Below are 24,934 nucleotides of genomic sequence, written 5' to 3' on the forward strand. Positions count from 1 at the left end.
CGGAAGCGTCAAGAAATCGTCAAGAGTTAGGTAAGGTAACGAAGTAGTTGGCGCGGTGCGCCACAGCTTCATGTGCGATGTACGTGAGCCCACGCGCGCGTGCGTGCGGGCCAGGGAAGGATTCGGCCGCTGACTGTTCACCAGCTCAACCAGCTCCTGCTCGTCTGCTCGCTCGTCCTGCTCGTCGCCGTGGCAGCGGTACGGATCTCCTCGCGCAGCGGGCTCCCCAGCCTGCTCGTGTACCTGGGGATAGGCGTCGCCATGGGCCAGGACGGCGTGGGCGACATCCACTTCGACAACGCCGAGCTGACCCAGGTCATCGGATACGCGGCCCTGGTCGTGATCCTGGCCGAGGGTGGTCTGGGCACGAAGTGGAAGGAGATCAAGCCGGTCCTGCCCGCCGCCATGACACTGGCGCTCGCCGGTGTCGCGGTGAGCGTCGGGGTGACGGCGGCGGCCGCGCACTATCTGATCGGGCTGGAATGGCGGCAGGCGCTCATCATCGGGGCGGTCGTCTCCTCGACCGACGCGGCGGCCGTGTTCTCCGTGCTGCGCAAGATCCCCCTGCCCGCGCGCGTGACGGGCACGCTGGAGGCGGAGTCCGGATTCAACGACGCCCCCGTGGTCATCCTCGTGGTCTCCCTGTCCACGGCGGGGCCGGTCGAGCACTGGTACTCGCTGCTGGGCATGATCCTGCTGGAGCTGGCCATCGGCGCGGCCATCGGGCTCGCGGTGGGCTGGCTGGGCTCCTGGGGGCTGCGGCACGTGGCGCTGCCGGCCTCCGGCCTCTACCCGATCGCCGTCATGGCGATCGCCGTGGTGGCGTACGCGGCGGGCGCTCTGGCCCACGGCAGCGGCTTCCTCGCGGTGTACCTCGCATCGATGGTGCTGGGGAACGCGCGGCTGCCGCACTGGCCGGCGACGCGCGGGTTCGCCGAAGGGCTCGGCTGGATGGCCCAGATCGGCATGTTCGTCCTGCTCGGCCTGCTCGTCACGCCGCACGAGCTGGGCGACGACATCGTGCCCGCGCTGGTCATCGGGCTGGTGCTGACCATGGTGGCGCGACCGCTCAGCGTGGTGCTCTGCCTGACCCCGTTCCGCGTGCCCTGGCAGGAACAGGCCCTGATGTCCTGGGCGGGACTGCGCGGGGCCGTGCCCATCATCCTGGCGACGATCCCGATGGTGGAGGGCGTGGACTCCACCCGCCGGATCTTCAACATCGTCTTCGTGCTGGTGGTCGTGTACACCCTGGTCCAGGGGCCGACGCTGCCCTGGCTGGCCCGCAAGCTGGGCCTCGGCGACGGGTCGGAGGCCGCCGACCTCGGCATCGAGTCGGCACCGCTGGAGCGGCTGCGCGGGCACCTGCTGTCCGTGGCGATCCCCGGCGAGTCGAAGATGCACGGCGTGGAGGTGGCCGAGCTGCGGCTGCCGCACGGCGCGGCCGTGACACTCATCGTGCGCGGGGGCGAATCGTTCGTCCCGCTGCCGACGACGATCCTGCAACGAGGGGACGAGCTCCTGGTGGTCGCCACGGATCCCGTCCGGGACGCAACCGAGAGCCGGCTGCGGGCCGTGGGACACGGCGGCAAACTGGCCGGCTGGCTGGGGACGGACGGGGCGGGACGGTAGGGGAGGTTTGTCCCCTTTGCGATTTACAAGGCAGACCGGCCCGTGGTGCTCACTTTCACAGGCACGTACCCCTTGATCCCTGTACGATGAAGGCGTTACCCCAGATCGAACCAACTCTGCCTGACGCAGAGCTGGCGCGACCGTATGGCGGTCGGGACACCCCTCCTCACCGGGCCCCGGCATCTACCGCAGTTCCGCGCAAGAGGACAGCTCTCGGCGCCGCCCGCTACGGGGCCGCGCTACCAGGCGGCAGAAAGGCACGGGCCGTGGCGTCCACGGTCACCTCGAAGGCGTCGGAGAACCCGACGCCTTCCGCCCGCCCGGGATACGGCCGGCTGCTGCGCACCCGCGGCGCCTGGACGTTCCTGCTCCCCGGCTTCGCGGCACGCCAGCCGTTCGCGATGCTGACCATCTCCATCGTGCTGCTGGTGCAGCACACCACCGGCTCGTACGGAGCGGCGGGCGCCGCCGCGGCCGTCACCGGTGTCTCCATGGCGCTGTTCGCGCCGTACAGCGGCCGCCTCGCCGACCGCTACGGGCAGCGCGCCGTGCTGATCCCCGGCGTGCTGCTGCACGCACTGTCCGGGCTGACGCTCACCGCGCTCGCGCTGCTGGACGCGCCCCTGTGGGCGGTGTTCGCTGCGGCCGTCCCGACCGGCGCCTCGGTGCCGCAGGTCGGCCCGATGGTGCGGGCCCGCTGGGGCGTGAAGCTCAAGGACTCGCCGCTGATGACCACCGCGGCGGCCTTCGAGTCCGTCACGGACGAGCTGACCTTCGTGGTCGGACCGCTGCTGGCCACCGCCCTGTGCACGGCCGTCGACCCGGCCGCCGGACTGGTCACGGAGGCCTCGCTGACCCTGATCGGCGGCCTGCTGTTCGCCGCGCAGAAGAGCACACAGCCCTCCGTCGCCACCGACGGGCACGCGCGCGTGGAGCACGCTTCGGCCCTGCGCGTCCCCGGGGTGCGCGTGCTGATCGTGACCTTCCTGGGCATCGGCACCGTCTTCGGCGGCATGCAGGTCTCGCTGGCCGCGTTCACCGAGTCGATCGGAGAACCGGGCATGAACGGCGTCCTCTACGGCGTCTTCGCCGCGGGCAACATGCTCTCCGGCGTGGTCTGCGGCGCGATCGCCTGGAAGGCGCCCCCGCAGCGGCGCCTGGTCGTCGGCTACACGGCACTCGCCCTGACCGCGTCGGGCCTGTGGGCCGCCCACTCGGTACCGGTCCTCGCCGGCCTCGGCCTGCTGGTCGGCATGTGCATCGCGCCCGCCCTGATCACCGGCTACACCCTGGTCGACAGCCTGGTCCCGGCCGGTGCCCGCACCGAGGCCTTCACCTGGCTGACCGGAGCGGTGGCGCTCGGCCAGGCCGCCGCCGTCACGGCCGCCGGGCAGCTGGAGGACCGCTTCTGGTCGGGCGCCGGTTTCCTGGTGCCGATGGGCGGCACGGTGCTCGCCCTGGCGACCCTCCTGGCCCTGCGGTCCCGGCTGGTGGCACGGGGCAGCGGCCGGACGGTCGCACGTGGCGTGGGTCACCGCGTGCCGGTGGCAGTGGACTGAGCGGCCGGAATACGTCACTATGGATCGTCGTTAGCACTCAACGAGTGAGAGTGCCAGGAGGAAGACAGTGCCGACCTACCAGTACCAGTGCACCGAGTGCGGCGAAGGCCTCGAGGCGGTGCAGAAGTTCACCGACGACGCCCTCACCGAGTGCCCCGCCTGCAAGGGCCGCCTGAAGAAGGTGTTCTCGGCGGTCGGCATCGTCTTCAAGGGCTCCGGCTTCTACCGGAACGACAGCCGCGGCTCCTCGTCGAGCAGCTCCCCTGCCGCGAAGTCGTCGAGCACCTCGTCCTCGGGCTCGTCGTCCGACTCGGGCTCGTCGAGCTCCGGCTCGAGCTCGTCGTCGAGCACCAGCGGCTCCTCCAGCAGCACCGCCGCGTAAGACCTGATTCTTACGGGACCCTGTCACCTTCGGGCGACGGGGTCCTCGGCGTCTCCGCCTGCGGTTAGGGTGCGGGCATGGCGAACAAGGCGAACGTGACCGACCCGGCAGGCGCCGGGATCGGCGTCATCGGCGGCTCGGGGTTCTACTCCTTCCTCGACGACGTGACCGAGATCCAGGTCGACACCCCGTACGGGCCGCCGAGCGACTCCCTCTTCCTCGGTCAGGTCGCCGGCCGGCGGGTCGCCTTCCTGCCGCGGCACGGCCGGGGCCACCACCTGCCGCCGCACCGGATCAACTACCGGGCCAACCTGTGGGCGCTGCGCTCGGTGGGCGTGCGCCAGGTCCTCGCCCCCTGCGCCGTGGGCGGTCTGCGCCCCGAGTACGGGCCGGGCACGCTGCTGGTGCCGGACCAGCTGGTCGACCGCACGAAGTCCCGCGCCGGCAGCTACTTCGACGGGCTGCCACTGCCCGACGGCTCCGTGCCGAACGTGGTGCACGTGTCGCTGGCCGACCCCTACTGCCCGTCCGGGCGGGCCGTCGCGCTGAAGGCGGCGCGCGGCCGGGACTGGGAGCCGGTGGACGGCGGCACGCTGGTCGTCGTCGAGGGGCCCCGCTTCTCGACCCGTGCGGAGTCGTTGTGGCACCAGGCGCAGGGCTGGTCGGTGGTGGGCATGACCGGCCACCCGGAGGCGGCGCTCGCCCGTGAGCTGGAGCTCTGCTACACGTCCCTGACCCTGGTCACCGACCTCGACGCGGGTGCCGAGACGGGCGAGGGGGTCTCGCACGACGAGGTGCTGCGCGTGTTCGCGGCGAACGTGGACCGGCTGCGGGGGGTGCTGTTCGACGCGGTGGCCGGCCTGCCCGGGGAGGGCGAGCGGGACTGTCTGTGTGCGAGTGCGCTGGGTGGGATGGATCCGGGGTTCGTGTTGCCGTAGCCGGCAGTCCCCGGTCTGTGGAGGAGAGCGGAACTTGCCGTTCGGGTGAGGGAGTTGTCCACAGGCCGGCGGTGGGTCCACAGGCCTGAGCGGGCGGCGTCGGAAAGCCTCATCGTGGGGAGCGCAAGCCGGTCCCTCGTCGCAGGTGGTGGTCTCCGTGTCCCTCGCTCGTTCCTCGGTCGTGCCCTCGTCGCCCTCCTGGTCGCTCGCCTCGTGCCCGCCCGGGGCCGAGGTGCCCGCGACCCGTGAGGTCCCCCGGTTCGATCCGGTGCGGGTGCGCGGCGGTCACCGGTCCGGCCGGCTGGTCCGGCACCGGCGGCGGGCCGTGGCCGTCGGACTCGCCGTCACCGCGACGGCCCTCGTGGCGGCGGGCCCGCGCGATACCGACGGGGCCCGTGGACATCCCCGGGCCCGGCCTCCCGCGCACACGGCCTCCCTGTCCGGGGAGCAGTCCGCGCTGCCGGGCCGCGCCACCGGGTCGGTGACGGCCCCGGTCCGCATCTCCGACGCGGCCACGGTGCGGCTGCTGCGGCCCGGGGACCGGGTGGACGTCGTCGCCGTCGTCGCCGCGGAGGGGGCGCTGCCGGGCGGCGACGCCCGGGTGGTCGCGCGCGGGGCCAGGGTGACGAAGGTGCCCGAGCCGGTGGCGGACGCGGGCGACAGCGGGGCGCTGGTCGTGCTGTCGGTGCCTCGGTCCACCGCGGCGCGGCTGGCCGGCGCGAGTGCCACGGGGCGGCTGGCGGTGACGTTGTGGTGATGCTGTGTGTGATCTGGTCAAGGCCCTCGTTCGAGGGACCCGAGTACTCGGTTCGGCCCAGGCGTGACGTAGGTTGCGGAGCGTTTTGTTCCACAAGCTGCTCGTACGAGGAGAGGCCCCGAGGTGAGCGAGAACAAGGAACCGAGCGTCTGGCAGGGCTTCAAGGCCTTCCTGATGCGCGGGAACGTCGTCGACCTGGCGGTGGCGGTGGTGATCGGTGCCGCCTTCACCAACATCGTCAACGCCGTGGTGAAGGGCATCATCAACCCGGTCGTCGGAGCCATCGGGACCAAGAACCTCGACCATTACAGCTCGTGCCTGAGCTCGACCTGCCAGGGCGACCAGGGCATCCAGATCCTGTGGGGTTCCGTTCTCGGCGCCGCCCTGAGCTTCGTGATCACCGCGGCGGTCGTCTACTTCCTGATGGTGCTGCCCATGGCGAAGTACCTGGCCCGGCAGGAGGCGCGCAGGAAGGCGAAGGAGGGCACGCAGGAGGTCCTCGAAGTCACCGAGCTGGAGGTCCTGAAGGAGATCCGGGACGCCCTGGTCGCCCAGCGCGGCTCGGGGCACGACCGGCAGTAGCGGCGTCACGGGCGGTTCGGTGGGCCCGGGCGGTGCGGTGGCCCCGGGCGGTTCAGAGGTGGTGGGGCGGCTTCTCGTCCAGGAAGCGCTTGAGGTCCGCCGCACTGCCGCCGGAGTCGGTGCGCTCGCCCCAGCCGCGGTCGATGTCGTCGGAGGACTGCTGGTCGAGCGGGTCGTCGAAGACCAGCGCGGGCTTCGGCTCGCGCGGCTCGGGGGCGGGGACGGTACTCATGCAACCAGGGTACGGTCGCGAAGAAATTCCCCGCGCCTTCTGCTGTGCTGGGATCCATGACGTCCAGCCCCCCTCCCCCACCCGTCCCCTCCGGCGTGCCCGGCGGCCACGCGCCCGTGCGCAGGCTCCGGGCCCGTGGCCGCGACGAGGCGCACCGGACGGCCTCGCCGCTGGAGCTCTTCTTCGACCTGTGCTTCGTCGTGGCCGTCGCCCAGGCGGGCATCGAGCTGGTGCACTCCGTCGCCGAGGGGCACGCGGGCCAGGGGATCCTCGACTACGCGATGGTGTTCTTCGCCCTGTGGTGGGCGTGGATGAATTTCACCTGGTTCGCCTCGGCGTACGACAACGACGACGTGCTCTACCGGGTCGTGACGCTGGTGCAGATCGCCGGTGTGCTGGTCCTCGCGGCGGGGGTGTCGCGGGCGTTCGAGGACCACGAGTTCCTCGTGGTCTGGCTGGGTTACGCGATCATGCGGGTGGCCATGTCGGCGCAGTGGCTGCGGGCGGCCCGTGCCGCCGAGGGCCCGGAGCGGACGACGGCCCTGCGCTATGCCGGCGGCGTGCTGGCGTGCCAGGTCGGCTGGCTGGGGCTGCTGTTCCTGCCCGAGGGGGCCCGGCCCTGGTGGTTCCTGGTGATGGCGCTGCTGGAGATGTGCGTGCCGCCCCTCGCGGAGAGGGGGCACAGCACGTCCTGGCATCCCCGCCACATCGCCGAGCGGTACGGGCTGTTCACCATCATCGTGCTCGGCGAGACGATCGCGGCGGCCACGGTCGCGGTGAAGTCCGGCATCGACGAGAACGACGCGCTGGGCGAGCTCCTCCCCATCGCGGCGGGCGGGCTGCTGATCATCTTCGCCGCGTGGTGGATCTACTTCGTGGTGCCGATCCACGGCCATCTGCGCTCCAACCGGCAGGCGTTCCTCTGGGGCTACGGCCATTACGTGGTGCTCGCGTCGGCGGCGGCGATCGGGGCCGGGCTGGAGGTGGCGGTGGAGGAGACGGTCGGCAAGGCGCACATCTCCACGCTGGCGGCGTCGGCGGCCGTGACCCTGCCGACGGCCCTGTATCTGCTCACGGTGTGGGTCCTGCACTCGCGCCATTTCAAGCGGGGCATCACCCAGCAGCTGGTGCTGCCGACGACGGCCCTGCTGGTGATCTGCTGCACGTTCCTGGGGCACTGGGCGGTGTTCGCGGCGGGTGTGGTCTGCGCGCTGTCGGTGGTGGCCGGAGAGACGCTGGCGGCCACGCACCCGAGGTGATCCCCACGCGCATCGACGGCTGACGCGGCGTCCACCGGCTCGACGCATCGACCGGCTCGGCATGCCCGTCGGGGGCGACGACCTGGACGAGACTGTGCGTCATGACAGTTGACGCACTGACGGATGTCTCCGGCCTGCGGGTGGGGCACGCGACACGTACCGGCGACGGTTGGCTCACCGGCACCACGGTCGTCCTCGCGCCGGAGGGCGGGGCCGTGGCCGCCGTGGACGTGCGGGGCGGCGGGCCCGGCACCAAAGAGACGGACGCGCTGGATCCGCGCAACGTGGTGCGGACGGTGGAAGCGGTCGTGCTGACCGGGGGCAGCGCCTACGGACTCGACGCGGCGTCGGGGGTGATGGCCTGGCTCGAGGAACGGGGGCGCGGCATCCGGGTCGGGGCGGACCCGGCGCATGTCGTGCCGGTGGTGCCCGCGGCCTGCGTCTTCGACCTGGGGCGGGGCGGCGACTTCCGGGCCCGGCCGGACGCGGCGACCGGCCGGGCCGCGGTCGAGGCGGCCGCGGCCAGCGAGCCCGGCGCGCCGGTGCCCCAGGGGTGCGTGGGCGCGGGCACCGGAGCGGTGACCGGGGTGGTGAAGGGCGGTGTCGGCAGCGCGAGCACGGTGCTCGGCTCGGGGATCACGGTGGCCGCGCTGGTGGTGGCCAACGCGGCGGGGTCGACGGTGGATCCGGAAACGGGGGTGTTGTACGGGGAGTTGTTCGAGGGACGGGTGGAGTACCCGGGGGCGGAGGTCCACGCGGCAGCGCGGCGGCGTCTGGCGGAGACGGCCGCACGGAGCACGCCGCCGCCGCTGAACACCACACTCGCGGTGGTCGCCACGGACGCGGATCTGTCGAAGGCACAGGCGCAGAAGCTGGCCGGTACGGCGCACGACGGCATCGCCCGGGCGGTGCGTCCGGTGCATCTCCTCAGCGACGGGGACACGGTGTTCGCGCTGGCGACGGGTGACCGCGCGCTGGACGCCGCGAACCCGCTCGCCCTGAACGAGATCCTGGCGGCGGGCGCGGACATGGTGACGCGGGCGATCGTCCGGGCCGTACGGGCCGCGGAGCCGGTGGACGGTCCGGGCGGGGCGTGGCCGTCGTACGGGGAGTTGTACGCGGGCCGCTGAACAGGGCTGCGGCGCAGGGCGGTTCCACGGCCGGCCGGGAATTTGTCGCGGTTCTGTCACGTGACGGCCTTCATGGGGAACGGACGGAACCCGACCGGCTCCCCCGCCCCTCTTCTCCCACGTACCGGAGCGGATCACGCAACATCACACGAACTGGGAGCAGCCCGTGACAACGCCGAACATTTCAGCGCGGCGCACTCTGGGGGCCTGTGCCGCCCTGATGGTCGGCGCCCTGACGCTCACCGCCTGCGGTGGCAGCGCCAACGCCGAGGACGACGGGAAGGACGGCAAGGGCGGAGCCAAGACGTCCGTCGCGAAGATCGCCATCTCGGCCAAGGACGGTTCGACCGGCGCGTCCATCAACGCGACCGGCGTGAAGGTCAGCGACGGGAAGCTGACCGACGTGAAGATGACGGTGGCCGGCAGCGGGCAGACCGTTGCGGGCTCGGTCTCCGGCGACGGCAAGGTGTGGAAGCCGAAGGAGCAGCTGGAGCGCGGGACCAAGTACCGGATATCGGCGACCGCGGAGGACGCGGACGGCCGGACGGCCGCGGCCAACTCGATCTTCACGACGGTGACGACGTCGAACAGCTTCATCGGGACGTACACGCCGGACAACGGCACGACGGTCGGTGTGGGCATGCCGGTGTCGTTCACCTTCGACAAGGCCATCACCGCGCGCAAGGACGTGCAGTCGCACATCACGGTGACCTCCAGCAGCGGGCAGAAGGTCGTCGGGCACTGGTTCAACGGGCAGCGGCTCGACTTCCGGCCGGAGGAGTACTGGAAGGCCGGCTCCAAGGTCACGATGAACATCGACCTGGACGGGGTCGAGGGCGCCGACGGCGTCTACGGGGTGCAGAAGAAGACGGTCACCTTCACGGTGGGCCGTTCACAGGTCTCCACGGTCGACGTCAACACCCAGACCATGACGGTCGTGCGGGACGGCAAGACCGTCAAGTCGGTCCCGATCTCGGCGGGCAGCCCGGAGCACACCACGTACAACGGGCAGATGGTGATCTCCGAGAAGTTCGTGCAGACCCGCATGAACAGCCGGACGGTCGGTCTCGGCGGCGAGTACGACATCCCGGACGTGCCGCACGCGATGCGTCTGACGACGTCGGGCACCTTCCTCCACGGCAACTACTGGTACAACAAGTCCAACCCGCCCTTCGGCCGCCAGGGCACCAGCCACGGCTGTGTGGGTCTCGCCGACGTCCAGGGCGCGGGGGGCAGCACGTCCGCGAAGTGGTTCTACGACAACTCCCTCATCGGGGACGTGGTGATCGTGAAGAACTCCCCCGACAAGACGGTGGCGCCGGACAACGGGCTCAACGGCTGGAACATGCCGTGGAGCCAGTGGGTCTCGGGAGCATGACCTGCCGAAAGTCCGCCCCTGCTGGGGTTTTTGACTGAACCGACCGGGCCGCGCGGGAACTTTTCGCGCGGCCCGCGCGTTTTCCCGGACGTACGTTTTCTCGGTTCCCGGACATGATGTCCGACCGAGGGGCTACGGTATGCACCCACAAGGTGACATGCAGCAACGCCGGGAGAAACCTTGAGCGTTCCGTACGAGACGGCAGCGTACGAACCCCACGACTCGCCCGAGTCTCCGGAGGAGCACCTCGCGCGACTCCTCGGCCGCGCCCTGAACTCCTTCGAGCTACCGGACGAGGCGATAAGGCGCCTGGACTGCGCGCTGGCGCACGACGGTTCGCTGCACTCCGCACATCACAGCGCGGGCCTGCACCGGGAGACGTACCGGCACACGTGGCTGCTCGCCGACGGTTCGGCGCTCACCCTCTGGGAGCTCGTCCACAACACCGCGCCCGGCAGCGAGCCGCAGCATGAGGTGTATGTCGACGAGGAGGAGCTGCGCGCCGCCACGCTGCGGCTGCCGCTGCCCCCGGACACCCCGGACTTCGAACTGCCGGTGACGGTCCAGCTCTCCCCGGTCCCGGCGCCCCGGCACGCTTACGCCGCGGAGAACTCCGCGGACCACGCGCGCAGGTTACTGCGCCGGGCGGAGAACACGGACCGGCCGGGCGCCGACACGGCGGACCTGCTGACCACGGCGTCCGGGCACCAGATCACCCAGGCCTTCGGACGGCCGTGCCGCGCGGGCCGGGCGGGGCTGTGCTTCTCGCTCTACGAGCACGCCTTCCTGCTGCGCGACGGTGTGGAGGTCTCCCTCTGGGAGGTCGAGCACACGGCGACGCCGGACGGTCGGCACATGTGCGAGGTGTACGTCAGCGAGGACGCGGCGCGCGAGGCGATGGAGCGGCGGGCGGCGCAGCTCTCCTGAGGCGCGCCCGTGGAGCCGGCGCGTGCCGGGTCCTAGACCTCTCTGTCGCCGAGTTGACGCACCAGCTCGGCGAAGGCGTTTCTCTCCTCGGAGGTCAGTTCCACGGACTCCGACCGGGGGCCCGTCTGCCGCTGTTGCGGGAGGGCGGGGAGAGGGTGGCCTTCGGGCCATCGGGAGGCGTGCTCGGGCATGCGCCCCAGTAGACACCACGGCCCGGGACTTCGGTCCCGGGCCGTGATTTTCGTGATCTATCTCGCAGGTGGCATGAACGGTTCACACACCCCGAAAGGGGCGAACCTCCAGCCGGTTCAGAGCCTCCACCGTCTTCCAGCCGCGACGGACTGCTTCAGGCCGCGCTGGGCTGCGCCAGGCCGCGGCGGACTGCTCCAGGCCGAGACGGGCTGCTCCAGGCCGAGACGGGCTGCTTCAGGCCGCCACGGGCTGCTTCAGGCCGCCACGGGCTGCTTCGCCTCCGCCGACTGGACCGCGCCGCCCTCGCCGGCGGCCGGTGCGGCACCCGGGGCCGGCTTGCGCATGCCCTTCAGGACGACGACCAGGGCCGTCGTGACGCAGACGCCCGCGGCGATGGCCAGCAGATAGAGGAACGGGTTGCCGATCAGCGGGACCACGAAGATGCCGCCGTGCGGGGCGCGCAGGGTCGCGCCGAAGGCCATCGACAGCGCGCCGGTGACCGCGCCGCCCGCCATGGAGGCCGGGATGACGCGCAGCGGGTCGGCCGCGGCGAACGGGATGGCGCCCTCGGAGATGAAGGAGGCGCCGAGCACCCAGGCGGCCTTGCCGTTCTCGCGCTCGGTCTGGGTGAAGAGCTTGCCGCGGACGGTCGTCGCCAGGGCCATGGCCAGCGGCGGGACCATGCCGGCCGCCATCACCGCTGCCATGATCTTCATGGCCGAGTCGCTGGGGCTGGTCACCGCGATGCCGGCCGTGGCGAAGGTGTAGGCGACCTTGTTGACGGGGCCGCCCAGGTCGAAGCACATCATCAGGCCGAGGAGCGTGCCGAGCAGGATCGCGTTGCTGCCGGACAGGCCGTTCAGCCAGTCGGTCATGCCCTTCTGGGCCTCGGCGATGGGCTTGCCGATGACGACGAACATCAGGAACCCGACGATCGCCGAGGAGATCAGCGGGATCACCACCACGGGCATGATGCCGCGCAGCGCCGCCGGGACGTTCACCTTCTGGATCGCCATCACCACGCCACCGGCGATCAGACCGGCCGCCAGACCACCGAGGAAGCCGGCGTTGATGTTGAACGCGATCATGCCGCCGACGAAGCCGGGCACGATGCCGGGCCGGTCGGCCATGCCGTAGGCGATGTAGCCCGCCAGGACCGGGACGAGGAAGCCGAAGGCGACGCCGCCGATCTGGAAGAGCAGGGCGGCCCAGCTGTCGGCCTGGGTCCACAGGAAGTGGTCCATCACCGACGGGGCCTTGTCGATCTTGTAGCCGCCGATCGCGAACCCGAGGGCGATGAGCAGACCGCCCGCGGCGACGAACGGCACCATGTAACTGACGCCGGACATCAGCCACTTGCGCAGCTTGGTGCCGTAGCCCTCGCCGGACTCGCCCGCGCGCTCCACGGGAGTGGCGGGGGCGGATCCGGAGGACACCTCGCCGCGCGCGGCCTTCTCACGGACTTCGGCGATGAGTTCGGCGGGGCGGTTGATGCCCGCCTTCACTCCGACGTCGACGGTGGGCTTGCCGGCGAACCGCTCCTTCTCCCGTACGGGCACGTCGTGGGCGAAGATCACGGCGTCCGCCGCCGCGATCACCTCCGGGGCGACCCGGGTGAAGCCGGCGGATCCCTGGGGTTCGACGGTGAGTTCGACGCCCGCCTCGCGGCCGGCGTTCTCCAGCGACTCGGCCGCCATGTAGGTGTGGGCGATGCCGGTGGGGCAGGAGGTGACGGCGACGATGCGGAACGGCCGCTCCGGGGAGGGCGCTTCGGCGGCGGTGTCGGCGTCGTCGGCGTGGTCGGCGTGGTCGGCGTCGTCGGTGACCGTGGCGGCGGCGGGAGAGGCCGCTCCCGCCGACGCCACGGTGTCCTCGGAACCCGCCGGGGCGGGTGCGTCCGGATCGTCGCCGCGGATCAGGGCCGCGGCGGCGGAGGCGTCGCCCACCGCGCGCAGGGCGTCGGTGAACTCGCTGTTCATCAGCTGCCGGGCCAGCGACGACAGGATCGTCAGATGGGCGTCGTCCGCACCGGCGGGCGCGGCGATCAGGAAGATCAGGTCGGCGGGGCCGTCCGCCGCGCCGAAGTCGATGCCGGCGGCGCTGCGTCCGAAGGCGAGCGTCGGCTCGATGACGTGCTCGCTGCGGCAGTGCGGGATGCCGATGCCGCCGTCGAGGCCGGTCGGCATCTGGGCCTCGCGGGCGGCCACGTCGGCGAGGAAGCCGTCCAGGTCGGTCACCCGGCCCAGGGCCACCATGCGCTCCGCGAGGGCGCGCGCCGCCGCTTCCTTGGTGTCGGCGGACAGGTCGAGGTCGACCAGGTCCGCCGTGATCATGTCGCTCATCGCGGGCTCCTTAGCACGCGTATCGCCCGGTGGGAGGGGTGGGCGGGGAGGGGGACGGGGGTGCGGTGGGGGGTGAGAGGGGTGCGGTGGGGGGTGACGGGGAGGGTGGCGGAGCCGGTGAGTAACGGGGAGGGGGCGCGGTGTTCGCGCGTCGGTCCGCGCCGCTCGCGTGTCGCTCCGCGCCGCTCGTCGTGGGTCATGAGAACGGCCCGGTGGGTCATGAGGCCCGCTCCGTGGGTCATGAGGCCCGCTCCGTGGATCAGGAGGCCCGCTCCGTGGGTCATGAGGCCGGCTCCTTCAGCGCACGGTCTGACGGGATCTCTGCCGTGACCGTCACCGCCGCCGGGTCCAGGTCGCCCGGCGTCGGCATCACGCTGCCGGGCAGCTGGACGGCCGCGGCGCCGTGCGCCACCGCGGAGGCCAGGGCCTCGGGGCCGTTGCCGCCGGCGATCAGGAAACCGGCGAGGGAGGAGTCGCCGGCGCCCACGTTGCTGCGGACGGCGGCCACGCGGGCGCTGCCGAACCAGGCGCCCTCGTCGCAGACGAGCAGCTGCCCGTCGGCGCCGAGGCTCGCGAGGACGGCCCGGGCGCCCATCTCCCGCAGTTCCTCGGCGGCCTTGACGGCGTCTGCGACGGTGGTGAGGGGGCGGCCCACGGCTCCGGCGAGCTCCTCGGCGTTGGGCTTGACCACGTCGGGCCGCTCGCGCAGGGCCGCGAGCAGCGCGGGCCCGGAGGTGTCCAGGGCGATCCGTGCCCCGGCGGCGTGCGCGCGGGCGACCAGCTCGGCGTACCAGGAGGGGGCCAGTCCGCGGGGGAGGCTGCCGCAGCAGGCGATCCAGGAGGCGTCGCGGGACTGCTGGCGCACGGCCTCCAGGAGCAGTTCCCGTTCGGCGCCGGAGAGTTCGGGGCCGGGGGCGTTGATCTTCGTCAGGACGCCGTCGGACTCTACGAGGGCGATGTTGGAGCGCGTGGCCCCGGCGACCGGGACGGGCGCGACCTCGATGCCCTGCTGGTCGAGGAGATCGGCGACGAGTGCGCCGGGGGCGCCGCCCAGGGGCAGGACCGCCACGGTGCGCTGTCCGGCCGCGGCGACGGCACGCGAGACGTTCACGCCCTTGCCGCCCGGGTCCATCCGCTCGCCGGTGGCGCGGATGACCTCACCGCGGTCGAGGGACGGCACCTCGTAGGTGCGGTCCAGGGACGGGTTGGGGGTGACGGTGAGGATCATGCGCGCACTACTTCCGTGCCGCCGCGCTCGATCGCGACGGCGTCTTCGGGGCTCAGCCCGCTGTCGGTGATCAGCAGGTCCACATCGCTCAGGTCACCGAAGCGGGCGAAGTGCTCCTGGCCGTGCTTGGAGGAGTCGGCGAGCAGCACCACGCGGCGGGCGGCGGCTACGGCCGCGCGCTTCACGGCGGCCTCGGCGAGGTCGGGGGTGGTCAGGCCGTGCTCGGCGGAGAACCCGTTGGCGGCCACGAACAGCACGTCGGCGCGGATCTCGCCGTACGCCCGCAGCGCCCAGGCGTCCACGGCGGCGCGCGTGCGATGCCGTACGCGCCCTCCGATGAGGTGGAGCTGGATGCCGGGGTGGTCGGCGAGGCGGGCCGCGATGGGGAGGCTGTGCGTGACGACGGTGAGGGAGGCCTCCAGCGGGAGGGCGGCCGCCATCTTGGCCACCGTCGTCCCGGCGTCGAGGATCACTGTGCCCTCGCCGGGCAGTTCGGCGAGGGCAGCCTTGGCGATGCTGTCCTTCTCGTCGGCGGCGGTCGTCTCGCGCTCGGCGAGGTCCGGCTCGAAGTCGAGGCGCCCGGCCGGGATGGCCCCGCCGTGCACCCGGCGGACGAGTCCCGCGCGGTCGAGGGCTTTCAGGTCGCGGCGGATCGTCTCCGCGGTCACCTGGAACTGCTCGGCCAGCGACACGACATCCACTCGGCCGCCGTCACGGGCGAGCCGGAGGATCTCCTGCTGCCGCTCCGGTGCGTACATGTCCGTTCGCCTCCGCCTCATGCCCGAACGTGTGGTTTCAGCGGGAGGCTACGCCGAGATTTCCGCGAAGTAAACAGGTTCGGACGCAATCGGGCACAGGCAGAAATGCGGGCGGGCTCGGCATCCGAGGGTGCCGAGCCCGTACTCCCTGTTAATGTTCGCCGCTGCTCCCAGGGAACCGGCTCGCCTGTTCGCCGCTGCTCCTAGGGAACCAGCTCGCCTGCTCGCCGCTCCTACGGGACCAGCACCGGCTCCGTGTTTCCGACCGGCGCCTGCTCCCCCTCCACGCGCTGCGCGGGCCGCTTCGGCAGCGCGAACATCAGCAGGAAGATGGCGCCCATCACCGCGGCGACGTAGCCGAGCGCGTTCTGGAAGGCGTCCGCGAAGGCCGGGCCGATCTGCTCCGGCCGCAGGTGGTCGGAGATCGTGCCGAAGAACACCACCGACACCAGAGCGAGCCCCAGCGCGTTGCCCATCTGCTGCACGGTGTTGATCAGCCCCGATGCCGAGCCGGCGTGCTCGCGCGGCACCTCCGAGAGGATCGCGTCGGTCAGCGGCGCGACGATCAGCCCCATGCCGACGCCCATCACGACGAGCGGGAGAGCCATCTGCCAGGGAGCTATGGCGAGGCCGTAGTGGCCGGACTCCCAGATGTAGAGCAGCACACCGGACGCCATCACCAGCGAGCCCGCCTGGAGCACCTTGCGGCCGAAGCGCGGGACCAGCTTCTGCACCGACACCCCGGCGGCCACCGACACCGCGATCGAGAACGGCACCCCGGTCAGCCCGGCCTTCAGCGGGCTCCAGCCCAGCCCGAACTGCATGTACAGCGTCCACACCAGGAAGAACACGCCGAGCGCGACACCGAAGACGGTCTGCACGGCGATCCCGGCCGCGAAGCTCTTGACCCGGAACAGCGACAGCTCGACCAGCGGGGAGCCGTCCCGCGCGGACTTGCGCTTCTCGAAGGCCACCAGCACCGCGAGGACGACGAGCGAGCCGGCCATCGAGACGTACCCCCACACCGGCCAGTCCAGCTCGCGGCCGCGGATGAGCGGGTAGAGCAGCATGAGCAGGCCCAGCGTCACGAGCGCGACGCCCACCAGGTCCAGCTTCAGGGCGCGCGGCGCCCTGGACTCGGTGATGAAGCGACTGCCGAGGACCAGTCCGGCGACACCGACGGGCAGGTTGATCAGGAAGATCGACCGCCACTCCCAGCCGAACAGGTTCCACTCGGTCAGCAGCGCGCCCAGCAGCGGACCGGACACGGCCCCGAGACCGACGACCGCGCCGAACAGCCCGAACACCTTGCCCCGCTCGTGCGCCGGGAAGGTGGCGTGCACGATCGACAGCACCTGCGGCACCATCAGCGCCGCCATGCCGCCCTGCAGGAACCGCGAGGCGACCAGCATCTCCGGGTTCACCGCGAGGCCGCACAGCGCGGAGGCCACCGTGAACCCGCCGATGCCGACGAGGAAGATCCGCTTGCGGCCGTGGATGTCGCCGAGCCGTCCGCCCGTGATCAGGCCCGCGGCGAAGGCGAGGGCGTAACCGGCGGTGATCCACTGGATCTGGCTGAAGGAGGCGCCGGACTCCCGCTGGATCGACGGGATGGCGATGTTGACGATCGTCACGTCGACGAGATCCATGAAGGCCGCGGTCATCACGATCGCGAGGGCGAACCAGCGCCGGCGGTCGGTCCGGCCGCCCGCCGTGACGGGAGTGGTGTCGGTGGAGTTCATGCTCCGAAGGTAGGCCCCCATTAGGTCAGATCGTGTCCTACTGGTGCGGCATCCTCATCGGTATGACGACGGACACTCCGGCTCGGCTGCTGACCCTCCTCTCCCTCCTTCAGACGCCCCGCGAATGGCCCGGCGGCGAGCTCTCCGAGCGACTCGGGGTCTCCCGCCGCACGGTGCGGCGGGACATCGACCGGCTGCGGGAGCTCGGCTATCCCGTACAGGCGACCAAGGGCGCCGACGGCGGTTACCGGCTGGTCGCCGGCAAGGCCATGCCGCCGCTCGTGCTCGACGACGAGGAGGCCGTGGCCATCGCCGTCGGGCTGCGCGCCGGGGCAGGGCACGCGGTGGAAGGCCTGGACGAGGCGTCGGTACGGGCGCTGGCCAAGCTGGAGCAGGTCCTGCCGGGCCGGCTGCGCCACCGCGTGACCACCCTCCAGGCCGCGACGACACCATGGACCAGCGGAGACGGGCCGAGCATCGCGCCCGAGACCCTGACCGTCATGGCCTCGACGGTGGCCGGGCACGAGCGGCTGCGGTTCGCCTACCGGGCGGCGGACGGCACCGAGACGCGGCGCCTGACGGAGCCCTACCGGCTGGTGTCGACGGGCCGCCGCTGGTACCTGGTGGCGTACGACATCGACCGGGACGACTGGCGCACGTTCCGCGTCGACCGCGTCAGCGAGCCCTTCGCCACCGGGGCGCGCTTCGCGCCGCGCGAGCTGCCGACGGGGAACGCGGCGGAGTACCTGCGGCGCTCCATGCAACGGCAGCAGCAGGTCTACGACTTCGAGGTCACGTTCGCCGCCCCGGCCGACTTCGTCGCGGCCCGGGTGCCCCACTGGCTGGGCACGCCCGAGCCGTTGGACGACGGCAGCTGCCGGCTGCGGGGATCCGTCGGGGACACCGCGCAGTGGGTGGCGTTCCGGCTGGCGATGCTGGAGTGCGACTTCGTGGTGCACAAGCCGGAACAACTCGTCACGGCGGTGAGGGAGTTGGGGGTGCGATTGAGCAGGGCGGCGGCCGGAGGGGACACGGGTGGGGGGTGAGCGGTGGGGTGTGAGCGGCCGGGGGGCAGCGAGGTGTGAGCCCTCGCCGCGCGTCGACCGCGGGAAGCCTCGCGTCCAACGCGGGAGGCCTCGCGTCGGCCTCGGGAAGCCTCACATCAGTCGCGCGAGGCCGCGCGCCGACCCCGGGAAGCCTCACATCCAACGCCACGCATCCCTCGCGGGAAGCCTCACGGCCCCACGGGGCGCCTCACCGCCCCCACGGGAAGTCCCGCAGCGCCGCGAGATTGCGCAGGGCGAGTTCCGCGGGCCCGTCCGGACCCTCGGCGGGGCCGTCCCCCGCGGCCCACGCCTCCAGTGCGGCACGTACGGCGGCGCTGGCCACCGCGGCGGCGAAGCGCAGCTCGGCGGTGGCGGCGTGGGGCGGGCGCGGGGTCCCGGCGGGGGACGGGTGAGGGGTCTCGGCGGGGGGCGTGTGAGAGGTGTCGGCGGGCGGCGTTCGAGGGGGCGCAGTAGGGGCCAGGTCAGGGTCGGCGGCAACGTTGTCGCGGCCTTCCCCGGAGACCTTCGGAACCCCGGCCGCCCCAGGAGCCCCGGCACCTGTCACCCGTTCCGCCAGCACCTCCTCCAGCAGTCGCTCGGACGCCTGGCAGACCTCCGCCCACACCCTGCGCAGGGACGGGGTCGTCTCGGCCAGACGCAGCAGCGTGCGGACCCACTCCCAGGAGGCCGCCGAGACGCCGACGCCCGGGGTGAGGGTGTGGCGGACTCCCTGCTCCAGGGCGTGGAGCACGCCCGCGTCGGGGGGAGCGGCGCGCACCGCCTCCACCCACCGCTGGGCGCCGGCCGCGTAGAGCGGGGCGACGGCTTCTTCCTTGGTGGCGAAGTACCGGTAGAAGGTGCGCGGTGCGATACCGGCGGCCTGGGCGATGTCCTCCGCGCGGGTGGCGCGCAGGCCGTGCCGTACGAAGAGGCCGGCCGCGGCCCGGGCGATCTCCATACGTGTTTCGGTCTTCCGCCGCTCGGTCAGTGAGGACGGAGGCGGGGTCGGGGTGGTGCTGCTCACGCCCGGCAGGCTATGCCCATGTGACACAATCTGCCATCTGGCGGGCCACCCCGTGGTTCAGGTACGGGGTGGCCCGCCCTCCAGCACGCGGGCCGGCCCCCATAAGAAGAGAGCCGGGCCCCGACGTCCGGGGGGAAGGACGCCGAAGCCCGGCCTCGGGGAAAGTCCCGGCGCCGGGGGGAGTGCGACGGGACTTGGCTGTTGGGGGTCGGGGGGTATGACCCCGGGCCCGAACTGGTGGACCCAGAAGTCTTGTTCCCTGAGTCCGCGAATTGAAGCGGCGTTACATCGCCATGTTTGCGCGGTCTTTCGCCACCCGGCGTACGCGGTGCCCTCCGGGCGCACACGCTCCGTCACCCACTTGCCGTGGGGAACGGGCCGTACGCCCGGACGCTCACCGATTCGCCGTCTCACCGATGTCCGGCCGTCACGCGAACACAGTCACGCCACCGCGCGAACACGGTCACGGCCACGGCGCGAACCGGATCACGCCACCGCGCGAACCCGGTCCCGCCACGGCCCGAACCGGATCACGCCACCGCGCGAACCCGGTCCCGCCACGGCCCGAACCGGATCACGCCACCGCGCGAACCCGGTCCCGCCACGGCCCGAAAGGGATCACGCCGCTGCGCGAACTGGGTCACGCCGCCGCGCGAGCGGGATCACGCCGCCGCGTCGAACCCCGTGCTGCGGGCGAGCTTCTTCAGCTCCAGCAGCGCGTGCTTCTCGATCTGGCGGATGCGCTCGCGGGTCAGGCCGTGCTCCTTGCCGACCTCGGTCAACGTGCGCTCCCGGCCGTCCTCGATGCCGTAGCGCATCTTGATGATGGACGCCGTGCGCTGGTCGAGCCGGCCGATCAGGTCGTCGAGCTCCTCGCTGCGCAGCAGCGTGAGCACCGACTGCTCGGGCGACACCGCCGAGGTGTCCTCCAGTAGGTCACCGAACTGCGTCTCGCCCTCGTCGTCCACCGACATGTTCAGCGAGACCGGGTCACGCGCCCAGTCGAGCACGTCGGTGACGCGCTCCGGCGTCGAGCCGAGCTCGGCGGCGATCTCCGCGGGCTCCGGCTCCCGGCCGTGCTCGCGGTTGAACTCGCGCTGCACACGGCGGATCCGGCCGAGCTCCTCCACGAGGTGGACGGGCAGGCGGATCGTGCGGGACTGGTCCGCTATCGAGCGGGTGATGGCCTGGCGGATCCACCACGTCGCGTACGTGGAGAACTTGAAGCCCTTGCGGTAGTCGAACTTCTCGACCGCGCGCACCAGGCCGGCGTTGCCCTCCTGGATCAGGTCCAGCAGCGGCAGGCCGCTGCGGGGGTAGCGGCGGGCGACCGCGACGACCAGGCGCAGGTTGGAGCGGATGAAGACATCCTTGGCCCGCTCGCTTGCGTCGACCAGGGCCTGAAGCTCCTCGGGGGAAGCCCCGGCCTTGTTCTCCTCGAGGCCGTCGAGGATCTGCTGTGCGAACACACCCGCTTCGATGATCTGGGACAGCTCGACCTCCTTGGCGGCGTCGAGCAGTGGTGTGCGCGCGATCTCGTCGAGGTACATGCCGACCAGGTCGCGGTCGGCGATCTCGCCGCCATGGGCGCGAACACTGCTTGCCGCGTCGGCCGTCTCGCCGGTGGCGGACTGACGACGGGCGACGGCACGGGTTGCCATGCGAGCTCCCTTGCGATGGTGAGGTCAGCGGGTGTCGGACGCTGGACTCCGTCTTCCGAGACTCTCCGGACTCTCCTCGGGTGCCCTGCATCCGATGGAAACAACGACTGGAATCAGGACAGAATTCCCAACCCGGCCCCCGATTTTTCTGATCATGCAGTACCCTGTCGGGCCACATAGGGAGGCACGATGCCGTCGCACCCCGCAGAGGTGCAGGTCAGGCCGGGAGTCGAGGATGACCTCGAGGCCCTCACGGCCCTCTATAACCACTATGTACGTGAGACGGCGATCACATTCGACACCGCGATCTTCACTCCGGAGGAGCGCCGCCCTTGGCTGCTCTCCCACCCTGAAGACGGGCCGCACCGCCTGATGGTTGCCACGACGGCGGACCCACGGGAGATTCTGGGCTACGCCACGTCAAGCCCTTTCCGAACGAAGCCCGCCTATGCCACCTCCGTGGAAACGACCGTGTACGTCGCCCCGGAGGCCGGCCGGCGCGGCGTCGGCACGCTCCTCTACACGGCCCTCTTCGAGGCCCTGTCCGGCGAGGATCTGCACCGCGCCTACGCGGGCATCGCGCTGCCGAACGAGGCGTCGGCCCGGCTGCACGAACGCCTCGGTTTCCGGCATGTCGGCACCTACCGCGAGGTGGGCCGCAAGTTCGGCCGCTACTGGGACGTGGCCTGGTACGAGAAGCCGCTGTAGGAGCACCCGCGGGAGCGCCATGCGGGCAAGCCCGCGGGGGTCCGTTTCAGCCGAACTGCACCGACCGCTTCGCCAGCCCCATCCAGAACCCGTCGATCACGGACTTCTGCGTGTCCAGCTCACCGGTCGCGTCGGCCGCGCCCATGGTCACGAACAGCGGGGCGAAGTGCTCGGTGCGCGGGTGGGCCAGCTGCCCTGCGGGCGACTTGCGGGTGAAGTCGAGCAGGGCGTCCACGTCACGGGCCTCCAGCGCCCGCCGGCCCCAGTCGTCGAACTCGGCCGACCAGCCGGGGATGCCGCCCTGCCGCAGCGCGGCCAGGTTGTGGGTGAAGAAGCCGGAGCCGACGATCAGCACGCCCTCGTCCCGCAGGGGCGCGAGCTTGCGGCCGATCTCCAGCAGCCGCACCGGGTCCAGCGTCGGCATGGACACCTGGAGGACCGGGATGTCGGCCTCCGGGTACATCTCGACCAGCGGCACGTACGCGCCGTGGTCGAGGCCGCGGTCGGGGACGTCCTGGACCGGCATGCCGGGGGCACGCAGCAGTTTGCGTACGGACTCGGCGAGCTCCGGCGCGCCGGGGGCGTCGTACGTCACCCGGTAGTAGTGCTCCGGGAAGCCCCAGAAGTCGTAGACGAGCGGGACGGCCTCGGTGGCGCCGAGGGCGAGCGGGGCCTCCTCCCAGTGGGCGGAGACCATCAGGATCGCCTTGGGGCGCGGCAGCCCGGCGGACCAGGCGGCCAGCTCACCGGGCCAGACCGGATCGTCGGCCAGGGGCGGTGCGCCGTGACTGAGGTACAGAGCGGGCATGCGCTCCTGGGTGGCGGCGGACATGCTGCGGCTCCTTCCAAAACATGGTTCCCTACAAAACTGTACGGGCCATTTGTTTAAAGTTCAAGGAGGGTCCACGTAGAGTGGAACACATGAAGGCACCCGCATCCGCACCGGCAGCGGGCTCCGCCGCGGAGCCCCAGGAACCGCGCTGGCTCACCGGCGAGGAGCAGCGCGTCTGGCGCTCGTTCATGGAGGGCGTCACCCTCCTCGACGACCATCTCGACCGGCAGCTGCAGCGCGACGCGGGCATGCCGCACGTCTACTACGGCCTGCTGGTCAACCTCGCCGAGGCGCCGCGGCGGCGGCTGCGGATGACCGAGCTCGCGATGCTGGCGAAGATCACCCGGTCCCGTCTCTCGCACGCCGTCGCGCGTCTGGAGAAGAACGGCTGGGTGCACCGGGAGGACTGCCCCGACGACAAGCGGGGCCAGTTCGCCGTCCTCACGGACGAGGGCCTGGAGGTGCTGCGGAAGACCGCGCCGGGCCATGTGGAGGCCGTACGCCAGGCGGTCTTCGACCGGCTCTCCCCGGAACAGCAGAAGTCCCTCGGCGAGATCATGCAGATCGTCGCCGAGGGACTTCAGCCGACCGAAGCGGGTGCGGACCTGCCCTGGCTCCGCTGACGCGGGAGCGGCGGGTGCGCAGCCGGCCTGGCTTTGCTGACGCGGGAGCGGCGGGTGCGGCGGGTGCGCAGCCGGCCTGGCTTTGCTGACGCGGGCGGCGGGTGCGGGGCCGGGCAGATGCGGACCTGCCCTGCTCCGCCGACGCGGGAGCAGGGCAGGTCCTGGATTCCGTGGGTACGGGGCGTCCCCTTCCCCGTGCCTACGGAGGGCCCGTGTCTACGGAGGGCCCGAAGGGGTGCGGTGCGCGGGCGTCAGTGGGCGACGACCGGGATCTGCACCTCGTCCGCCGCGTCCTCGCCGGAGGACGCCACCGTCGTACCGCCCGGGCGGCCGGCGTTGACGAACGTCAGGGCGATCACGGCGGCCACCACGAGGATGCCGACCGCGAACCAGATCGCGCTGGTGTAGCCCTGCACCATGGCCTCCAGCTGGACCAGCTGCTGCTGGGACCGGCTGGTCGCCCCCGCGATGTGGTCGGCGACGTACGCCGTGGTCGCCGAGGCGGCGATGGTGTTCAGCAGGGCCGTGCCGATTGCGCCGCCCACCTGCTGCGAGGTGTTGACCATCGCGGAGGCGACACCGGAGTCCCGGGGCTCGACGCCCTGGGTGGCCAGCGACATGGCCGGCATGAACGCCGTACCCATGCCCAGGCCGAGCAGCAGCATCGCCGGCAGCAGCAGGGCGGCGTACGAGGAGCCGATCTCCAGCTGGGTCAGCAGCAGCATGCCGAGCGCGGCGACCAGGAAGCCCGGGCCCATCAGCAGGCGCGGCGCGACCCGGGTCATCAGGCGGGTGCCGATCTGGGTGGAGCCGGTGATCATGCCCGCGATCATCGGCAGGAAGGCGAACCCGGTCTTGACCGGCGAGTAGCCCTTCACGATCTGCAGGTAGTAGGTGAGGAAGAGGAACAGGCCGAACATCGCGATGATCGCGAGGCCGAGGGAGAGGTAGATCCCGCCGCGGTTGCGCTCGGTGATCACGCGCAGCGGCAGCAGCGGGGCCTTGACCTTCGACTCGACGAGCACGAAGGACGCCAGCAGCACGGCCGAGGCGACGAACATGCCGACGGTGACGGAGTCGCTCCAGCCGTTGGACTCGGCGCGGGTGAAGCCGTAGACGAGGGCGACGAGGCCGAGGGTGGAGAGAATGACGCCGGGGATGTCGAGCGGGGAGCGGTTGCGGCCGCCCTCGGGCTCACGGATGACGAAGTAGGCACCGGCCGCGGCGACGATGGCGAACGGGATGTTCACGAAGAACGTCCAGCGCCAGTCCAGGTACTCGGTGAGGAAGCCGCCCAGGATCAGACCGACCGCACCGCCACCACCGGCGATAGCGCCGTAGATGCCGAACGCCTTGGCGCGCTCCTTGGCGTCGGTGAACATCACGGCCAGCAGGGAGAGCGCGGCGGGCGCGAGCAGGGCACCGAAGACGCCCTGGAGTGCGCGGGCGCCGAACATCATCACCTCGTTGGTGGCGGCGCCGCCGAGCGCGGAGGCCGCGGCGAAACCGCCGAGACCGACCACGAAGGCCTTCTTGCGGCCCCACAGGTCGGCTATCCGGCCACCGAACAGGAGCAGACCGCCGAAGGCGAGGGCGTAGGCCGTGACGACCCACTGCCGGTTGCCGTCGGAGATGCCGAGGTCCTGCTGGGCGGAGGGCAGGGCGATGTTCACGATGGTGGCGTCCAGGACGACCATCAGCTGGGCGAGCGCGATGAAGACGAGCGCTTTCCAGCGGCCGGGATCCGGTTCTGCGGCCGGGGCGCGGAGAGCCTTTGAGGCTGTTTCAGACATGGGGATACCCACTTCGGGACTTCGTGACGGAAAAAGGTGACGAAAGGTGGCGGCTCGTCTGCGGGGGACGGCCGTAAGAACTGCCGTAGGGACTGCCGTTCAGGCGGTCGGGCGGTCAGGGTTCAGACGGGTGGGGCGGCCTGAACTCATCGGCATAGGTCACTCATCGGTATGGGTCACTCATCGGTATGGGTCACCCATCGGTATGGGTC

At 71.6% G+C, this 24,934-nt stretch carries 22 protein-coding genes; 13 read left to right on the forward strand and 9 right to left on the reverse strand.

The genetic code is table 11. The features are described from left to right. The first annotated feature begins 99 nt into the window (after positions 1 to 99). From IGS69_RS14285 to mscL, 6 genes are all read left to right on the forward strand, one after another. The gene (locus tag IGS69_RS14285) at positions 100 to 1,629 is read left to right on the forward strand and encodes a potassium/proton antiporter (RefSeq protein WP_190899795.1); all 1,530 of its coding nucleotides are present in this window, start codon (positions 100 to 102) and stop codon (positions 1,627 to 1,629) included. Positions 1,630 to 1,895: 266 nt separating this feature from the next. Beyond that, the gene (locus tag IGS69_RS14290; RefSeq protein ID WP_190899797.1) at positions 1,896 to 3,188 is read left to right on the forward strand and encodes an MFS transporter; all 1,293 of its coding nucleotides are present in this window, start codon (positions 1,896 to 1,898) and stop codon (positions 3,186 to 3,188) included. Positions 3,189 to 3,255: 67 nt separating this feature from the next. Then, positions 3,256 to 3,570 (forward strand): FmdB family zinc ribbon protein, encoded by a 315-nt coding sequence (locus IGS69_RS14295; protein ID WP_190899799.1) that lies wholly within the window; start codon positions 3,256 to 3,258, stop codon positions 3,568 to 3,570. Positions 3,571 to 3,647: 77 nt separating this feature from the next. Further along, the gene (locus tag IGS69_RS14300) at positions 3,648 to 4,508 is read left to right on the forward strand and encodes an S-methyl-5'-thioadenosine phosphorylase (RefSeq protein WP_190899801.1); all 861 of its coding nucleotides are present in this window, start codon (positions 3,648 to 3,650) and stop codon (positions 4,506 to 4,508) included. A 232-nt stretch (positions 4,509 to 4,740) separates the two neighbouring features. Then, positions 4,741 to 5,265: a hypothetical protein gene (locus tag IGS69_RS14305; protein WP_190904495.1), complete on the forward strand. Its 525-nt coding sequence runs from the start codon at positions 4,741 to 4,743 to the stop codon at positions 5,263 to 5,265. Positions 5,266 to 5,388: 123 nt separating this feature from the next. Further along, positions 5,389 to 5,847: a large conductance mechanosensitive channel protein MscL gene (gene mscL, locus IGS69_RS14310; RefSeq protein WP_190899803.1), complete on the forward strand. Its 459-nt coding sequence runs from the start codon at positions 5,389 to 5,391 to the stop codon at positions 5,845 to 5,847. 52 nt (positions 5,848 to 5,899) lie between these two features. On the opposite strand, the gene IGS69_RS14315 is transcribed toward mscL, so the two are convergent. Continuing rightward, positions 5,900 to 6,079: a hypothetical protein gene (locus tag IGS69_RS14315; protein ID WP_190899805.1), complete on the reverse strand. Its 180-nt coding sequence runs from the start codon at positions 6,077 to 6,079 to the stop codon at positions 5,900 to 5,902. Positions 6,080 to 6,135: 56 nt separating this feature from the next. Between IGS69_RS14315 and IGS69_RS14320 the strand changes: the two genes are divergently transcribed. The 4 genes from IGS69_RS14320 (at position 6,136) to IGS69_RS14335 (ending at position 10,773) form a co-directional block, all read left to right on the forward strand. Next, positions 6,136 to 7,338 (forward strand): low temperature requirement protein A, encoded by a 1,203-nt coding sequence (locus IGS69_RS14320; RefSeq protein WP_190899807.1) that lies wholly within the window; start codon positions 6,136 to 6,138, stop codon positions 7,336 to 7,338. A gap of 101 nt (positions 7,339 to 7,439) precedes the next feature. After that, positions 7,440 to 8,468, forward strand: a complete 1,029-nt coding sequence (locus IGS69_RS14325; protein ID WP_190899810.1) for a P1 family peptidase — start codon at positions 7,440 to 7,442, stop codon at positions 8,466 to 8,468. A gap of 166 nt (positions 8,469 to 8,634) precedes the next feature. Then, positions 8,635 to 9,846, forward strand: a complete 1,212-nt coding sequence (locus IGS69_RS14330; protein ID WP_190899812.1) for a L,D-transpeptidase — start codon at positions 8,635 to 8,637, stop codon at positions 9,844 to 9,846. A 180-nt stretch (positions 9,847 to 10,026) separates the two neighbouring features. After that, entirely contained in the window at positions 10,027 to 10,773 is a 747-nt protein-coding gene (locus IGS69_RS14335; RefSeq protein ID WP_190899814.1) for a DUF6227 family protein, read from the forward strand. 446 nt (positions 10,774 to 11,219) lie between these two features. On the opposite strand, the gene IGS69_RS14340 is transcribed toward IGS69_RS14335, so the two are convergent. From IGS69_RS14340 to IGS69_RS14355, 4 genes are all read right to left on the reverse strand, one after another. Continuing rightward, on the reverse strand, positions 11,220 to 13,307 hold the full coding sequence (locus tag IGS69_RS14340; RefSeq protein ID WP_190899816.1) for a PTS fructose transporter subunit IIABC: 2,088 nt from the start codon (positions 13,305 to 13,307) through the stop codon (positions 11,220 to 11,222). A 280-nt stretch (positions 13,308 to 13,587) separates the two neighbouring features. Further along, positions 13,588 to 14,535, reverse strand: a complete 948-nt coding sequence (gene pfkB / locus IGS69_RS14345) for a 1-phosphofructokinase (RefSeq protein ID WP_190899818.1) — start codon at positions 14,533 to 14,535, stop codon at positions 13,588 to 13,590. After that, positions 14,532 to 15,293 (reverse strand): DeoR/GlpR family DNA-binding transcription regulator, encoded by a 762-nt coding sequence (locus tag IGS69_RS14350; RefSeq protein WP_142163097.1) that lies wholly within the window; start codon positions 15,291 to 15,293, stop codon positions 14,532 to 14,534. Before IGS69_RS14350 ends, pfkB begins: the two co-directional genes overlap by 4 nt. A 233-nt stretch (positions 15,294 to 15,526) precedes the next feature. Continuing rightward, positions 15,527 to 17,035 (reverse strand): MFS transporter, encoded by a 1,509-nt coding sequence (locus IGS69_RS14355; protein ID WP_190899820.1) that lies wholly within the window; start codon positions 17,033 to 17,035, stop codon positions 15,527 to 15,529. Positions 17,036 to 17,097: 62 nt separating this feature from the next. Here IGS69_RS14355 and IGS69_RS14360 point away from each other — a divergent pair, with 62 nt between their 5' ends. Next, complete coding sequence (locus IGS69_RS14360) at positions 17,098 to 18,081, forward strand: helix-turn-helix transcriptional regulator (protein ID WP_190899822.1); 984 nt, start codon at positions 17,098 to 17,100, stop codon at positions 18,079 to 18,081. 208 nt (positions 18,082 to 18,289) lie between these two features. On the opposite strand, the gene IGS69_RS14365 is transcribed toward IGS69_RS14360, so the two are convergent. Beyond that, positions 18,290 to 19,105 (reverse strand): TetR/AcrR family transcriptional regulator, encoded by an 816-nt coding sequence (locus IGS69_RS14365; RefSeq protein ID WP_190899824.1) that lies wholly within the window; start codon positions 19,103 to 19,105, stop codon positions 18,290 to 18,292. 662 nt (positions 19,106 to 19,767) lie between these two features. After that, positions 19,768 to 20,766, reverse strand: coding sequence for a sigma-70 family RNA polymerase sigma factor (locus IGS69_RS14370; protein WP_190899826.1), 999 nt, complete (start codon positions 20,764 to 20,766; stop codon positions 19,768 to 19,770). A gap of 189 nt (positions 20,767 to 20,955) precedes the next feature. On the opposite strand from IGS69_RS14370, the gene IGS69_RS14375 reads away from it, so the two are divergent. Continuing rightward, positions 20,956 to 21,474, forward strand: coding sequence for a GNAT family N-acetyltransferase (locus IGS69_RS14375; RefSeq protein ID WP_190899828.1), 519 nt, complete (start codon positions 20,956 to 20,958; stop codon positions 21,472 to 21,474). Between the two features lie 46 nt (positions 21,475 to 21,520). Here IGS69_RS14375 and IGS69_RS14380 read toward each other — a convergent pair whose 3' ends face one another. Further along, entirely contained in the window at positions 21,521 to 22,306 is a 786-nt protein-coding gene (locus IGS69_RS14380; RefSeq protein ID WP_190899829.1) for a dioxygenase family protein, read from the reverse strand. Between the two features lie 89 nt (positions 22,307 to 22,395). Between IGS69_RS14380 and IGS69_RS14385 the strand changes: the two genes are divergently transcribed. After that, a complete protein-coding gene (locus IGS69_RS14385) occupies positions 22,396 to 22,929 on the forward strand; it encodes a MarR family winged helix-turn-helix transcriptional regulator (protein WP_190899831.1) in 534 nt (177 codons plus the stop codon). Positions 22,930 to 23,180: 251 nt separating this feature from the next. Here IGS69_RS14385 and IGS69_RS14390 read toward each other — a convergent pair whose 3' ends face one another. Further along, positions 23,181 to 24,722: an MFS transporter gene (locus IGS69_RS14390; protein ID WP_190899833.1), complete on the reverse strand. Its 1,542-nt coding sequence runs from the start codon at positions 24,720 to 24,722 to the stop codon at positions 23,181 to 23,183. Between the last annotated feature and the right edge of the window lie 212 nt (positions 24,723 to 24,934).

The sequence above is a fragment of the Streptomyces tuirus genome, assembly GCF_014701095.1.
GTDB lineage: Bacteria > Actinomycetota > Actinomycetes > Streptomycetales > Streptomycetaceae > Streptomyces > Streptomyces tuirus.

Bases quoted from the DNA above. Each gene is read 5' to 3' on its own strand.
- IGS69_RS14355 (WP_190899820.1), bottom strand. From the start codon at position 17,035: ATGAACTCCACCGACACCACTCCCGTCACGGCGGGCGGCCGGACCGAC.
- IGS69_RS14315 (WP_190899805.1), bottom strand. From the start codon at position 6,079: ATGAGTACCGTCCCCGCCCCCGAGCCGCGCGAGCCGAAGCCCGCGCTG.
- IGS69_RS14390 (WP_190899833.1), bottom strand. From the start codon at position 24,722: ATGTCTGAAACAGCCTCAAAGGCTCTCCGCGCCCCGGCCGCAGAACCG.
- pfkB (WP_190899818.1), bottom strand. From the start codon at position 14,535: ATGATCCTCACCGTCACCCCCAACCCGTCCCTGGACCGCACCTACGAG.
- IGS69_RS14370 (WP_190899826.1), bottom strand. From the start codon at position 20,766: ATGGCAACCCGTGCCGTCGCCCGTCGTCAGTCCGCCACCGGCGAGACG.
- IGS69_RS14300 (WP_190899801.1), top strand. From the start codon at position 3,648: ATGGCGAACAAGGCGAACGTGACCGACCCGGCAGGCGCCGGGATCGGC.
- IGS69_RS14360 (WP_190899822.1), top strand. From the start codon at position 17,098: ATGACGACGGACACTCCGGCTCGGCTGCTGACCCTCCTCTCCCTCCTT.
- IGS69_RS14380 (WP_190899829.1), bottom strand. From the start codon at position 22,306: ATGTCCGCCGCCACCCAGGAGCGCATGCCCGCTCTGTACCTCAGTCAC.
- IGS69_RS14325 (WP_190899810.1), top strand. From the start codon at position 7,440: ATGACAGTTGACGCACTGACGGATGTCTCCGGCCTGCGGGTGGGGCAC.
- IGS69_RS14320 (WP_190899807.1), top strand. From the start codon at position 6,136: ATGACGTCCAGCCCCCCTCCCCCACCCGTCCCCTCCGGCGTGCCCGGC.
- IGS69_RS14385 (WP_190899831.1), top strand. From the start codon at position 22,396: ATGAAGGCACCCGCATCCGCACCGGCAGCGGGCTCCGCCGCGGAGCCC.
- IGS69_RS14375 (WP_190899828.1), top strand. From the start codon at position 20,956: ATGCCGTCGCACCCCGCAGAGGTGCAGGTCAGGCCGGGAGTCGAGGAT.
- IGS69_RS14350 (WP_142163097.1), bottom strand. From the start codon at position 15,293: ATGTACGCACCGGAGCGGCAGCAGGAGATCCTCCGGCTCGCCCGTGAC.
- IGS69_RS14340 (WP_190899816.1), bottom strand. From the start codon at position 13,307: ATGAGCGACATGATCACGGCGGACCTGGTCGACCTCGACCTGTCCGCC.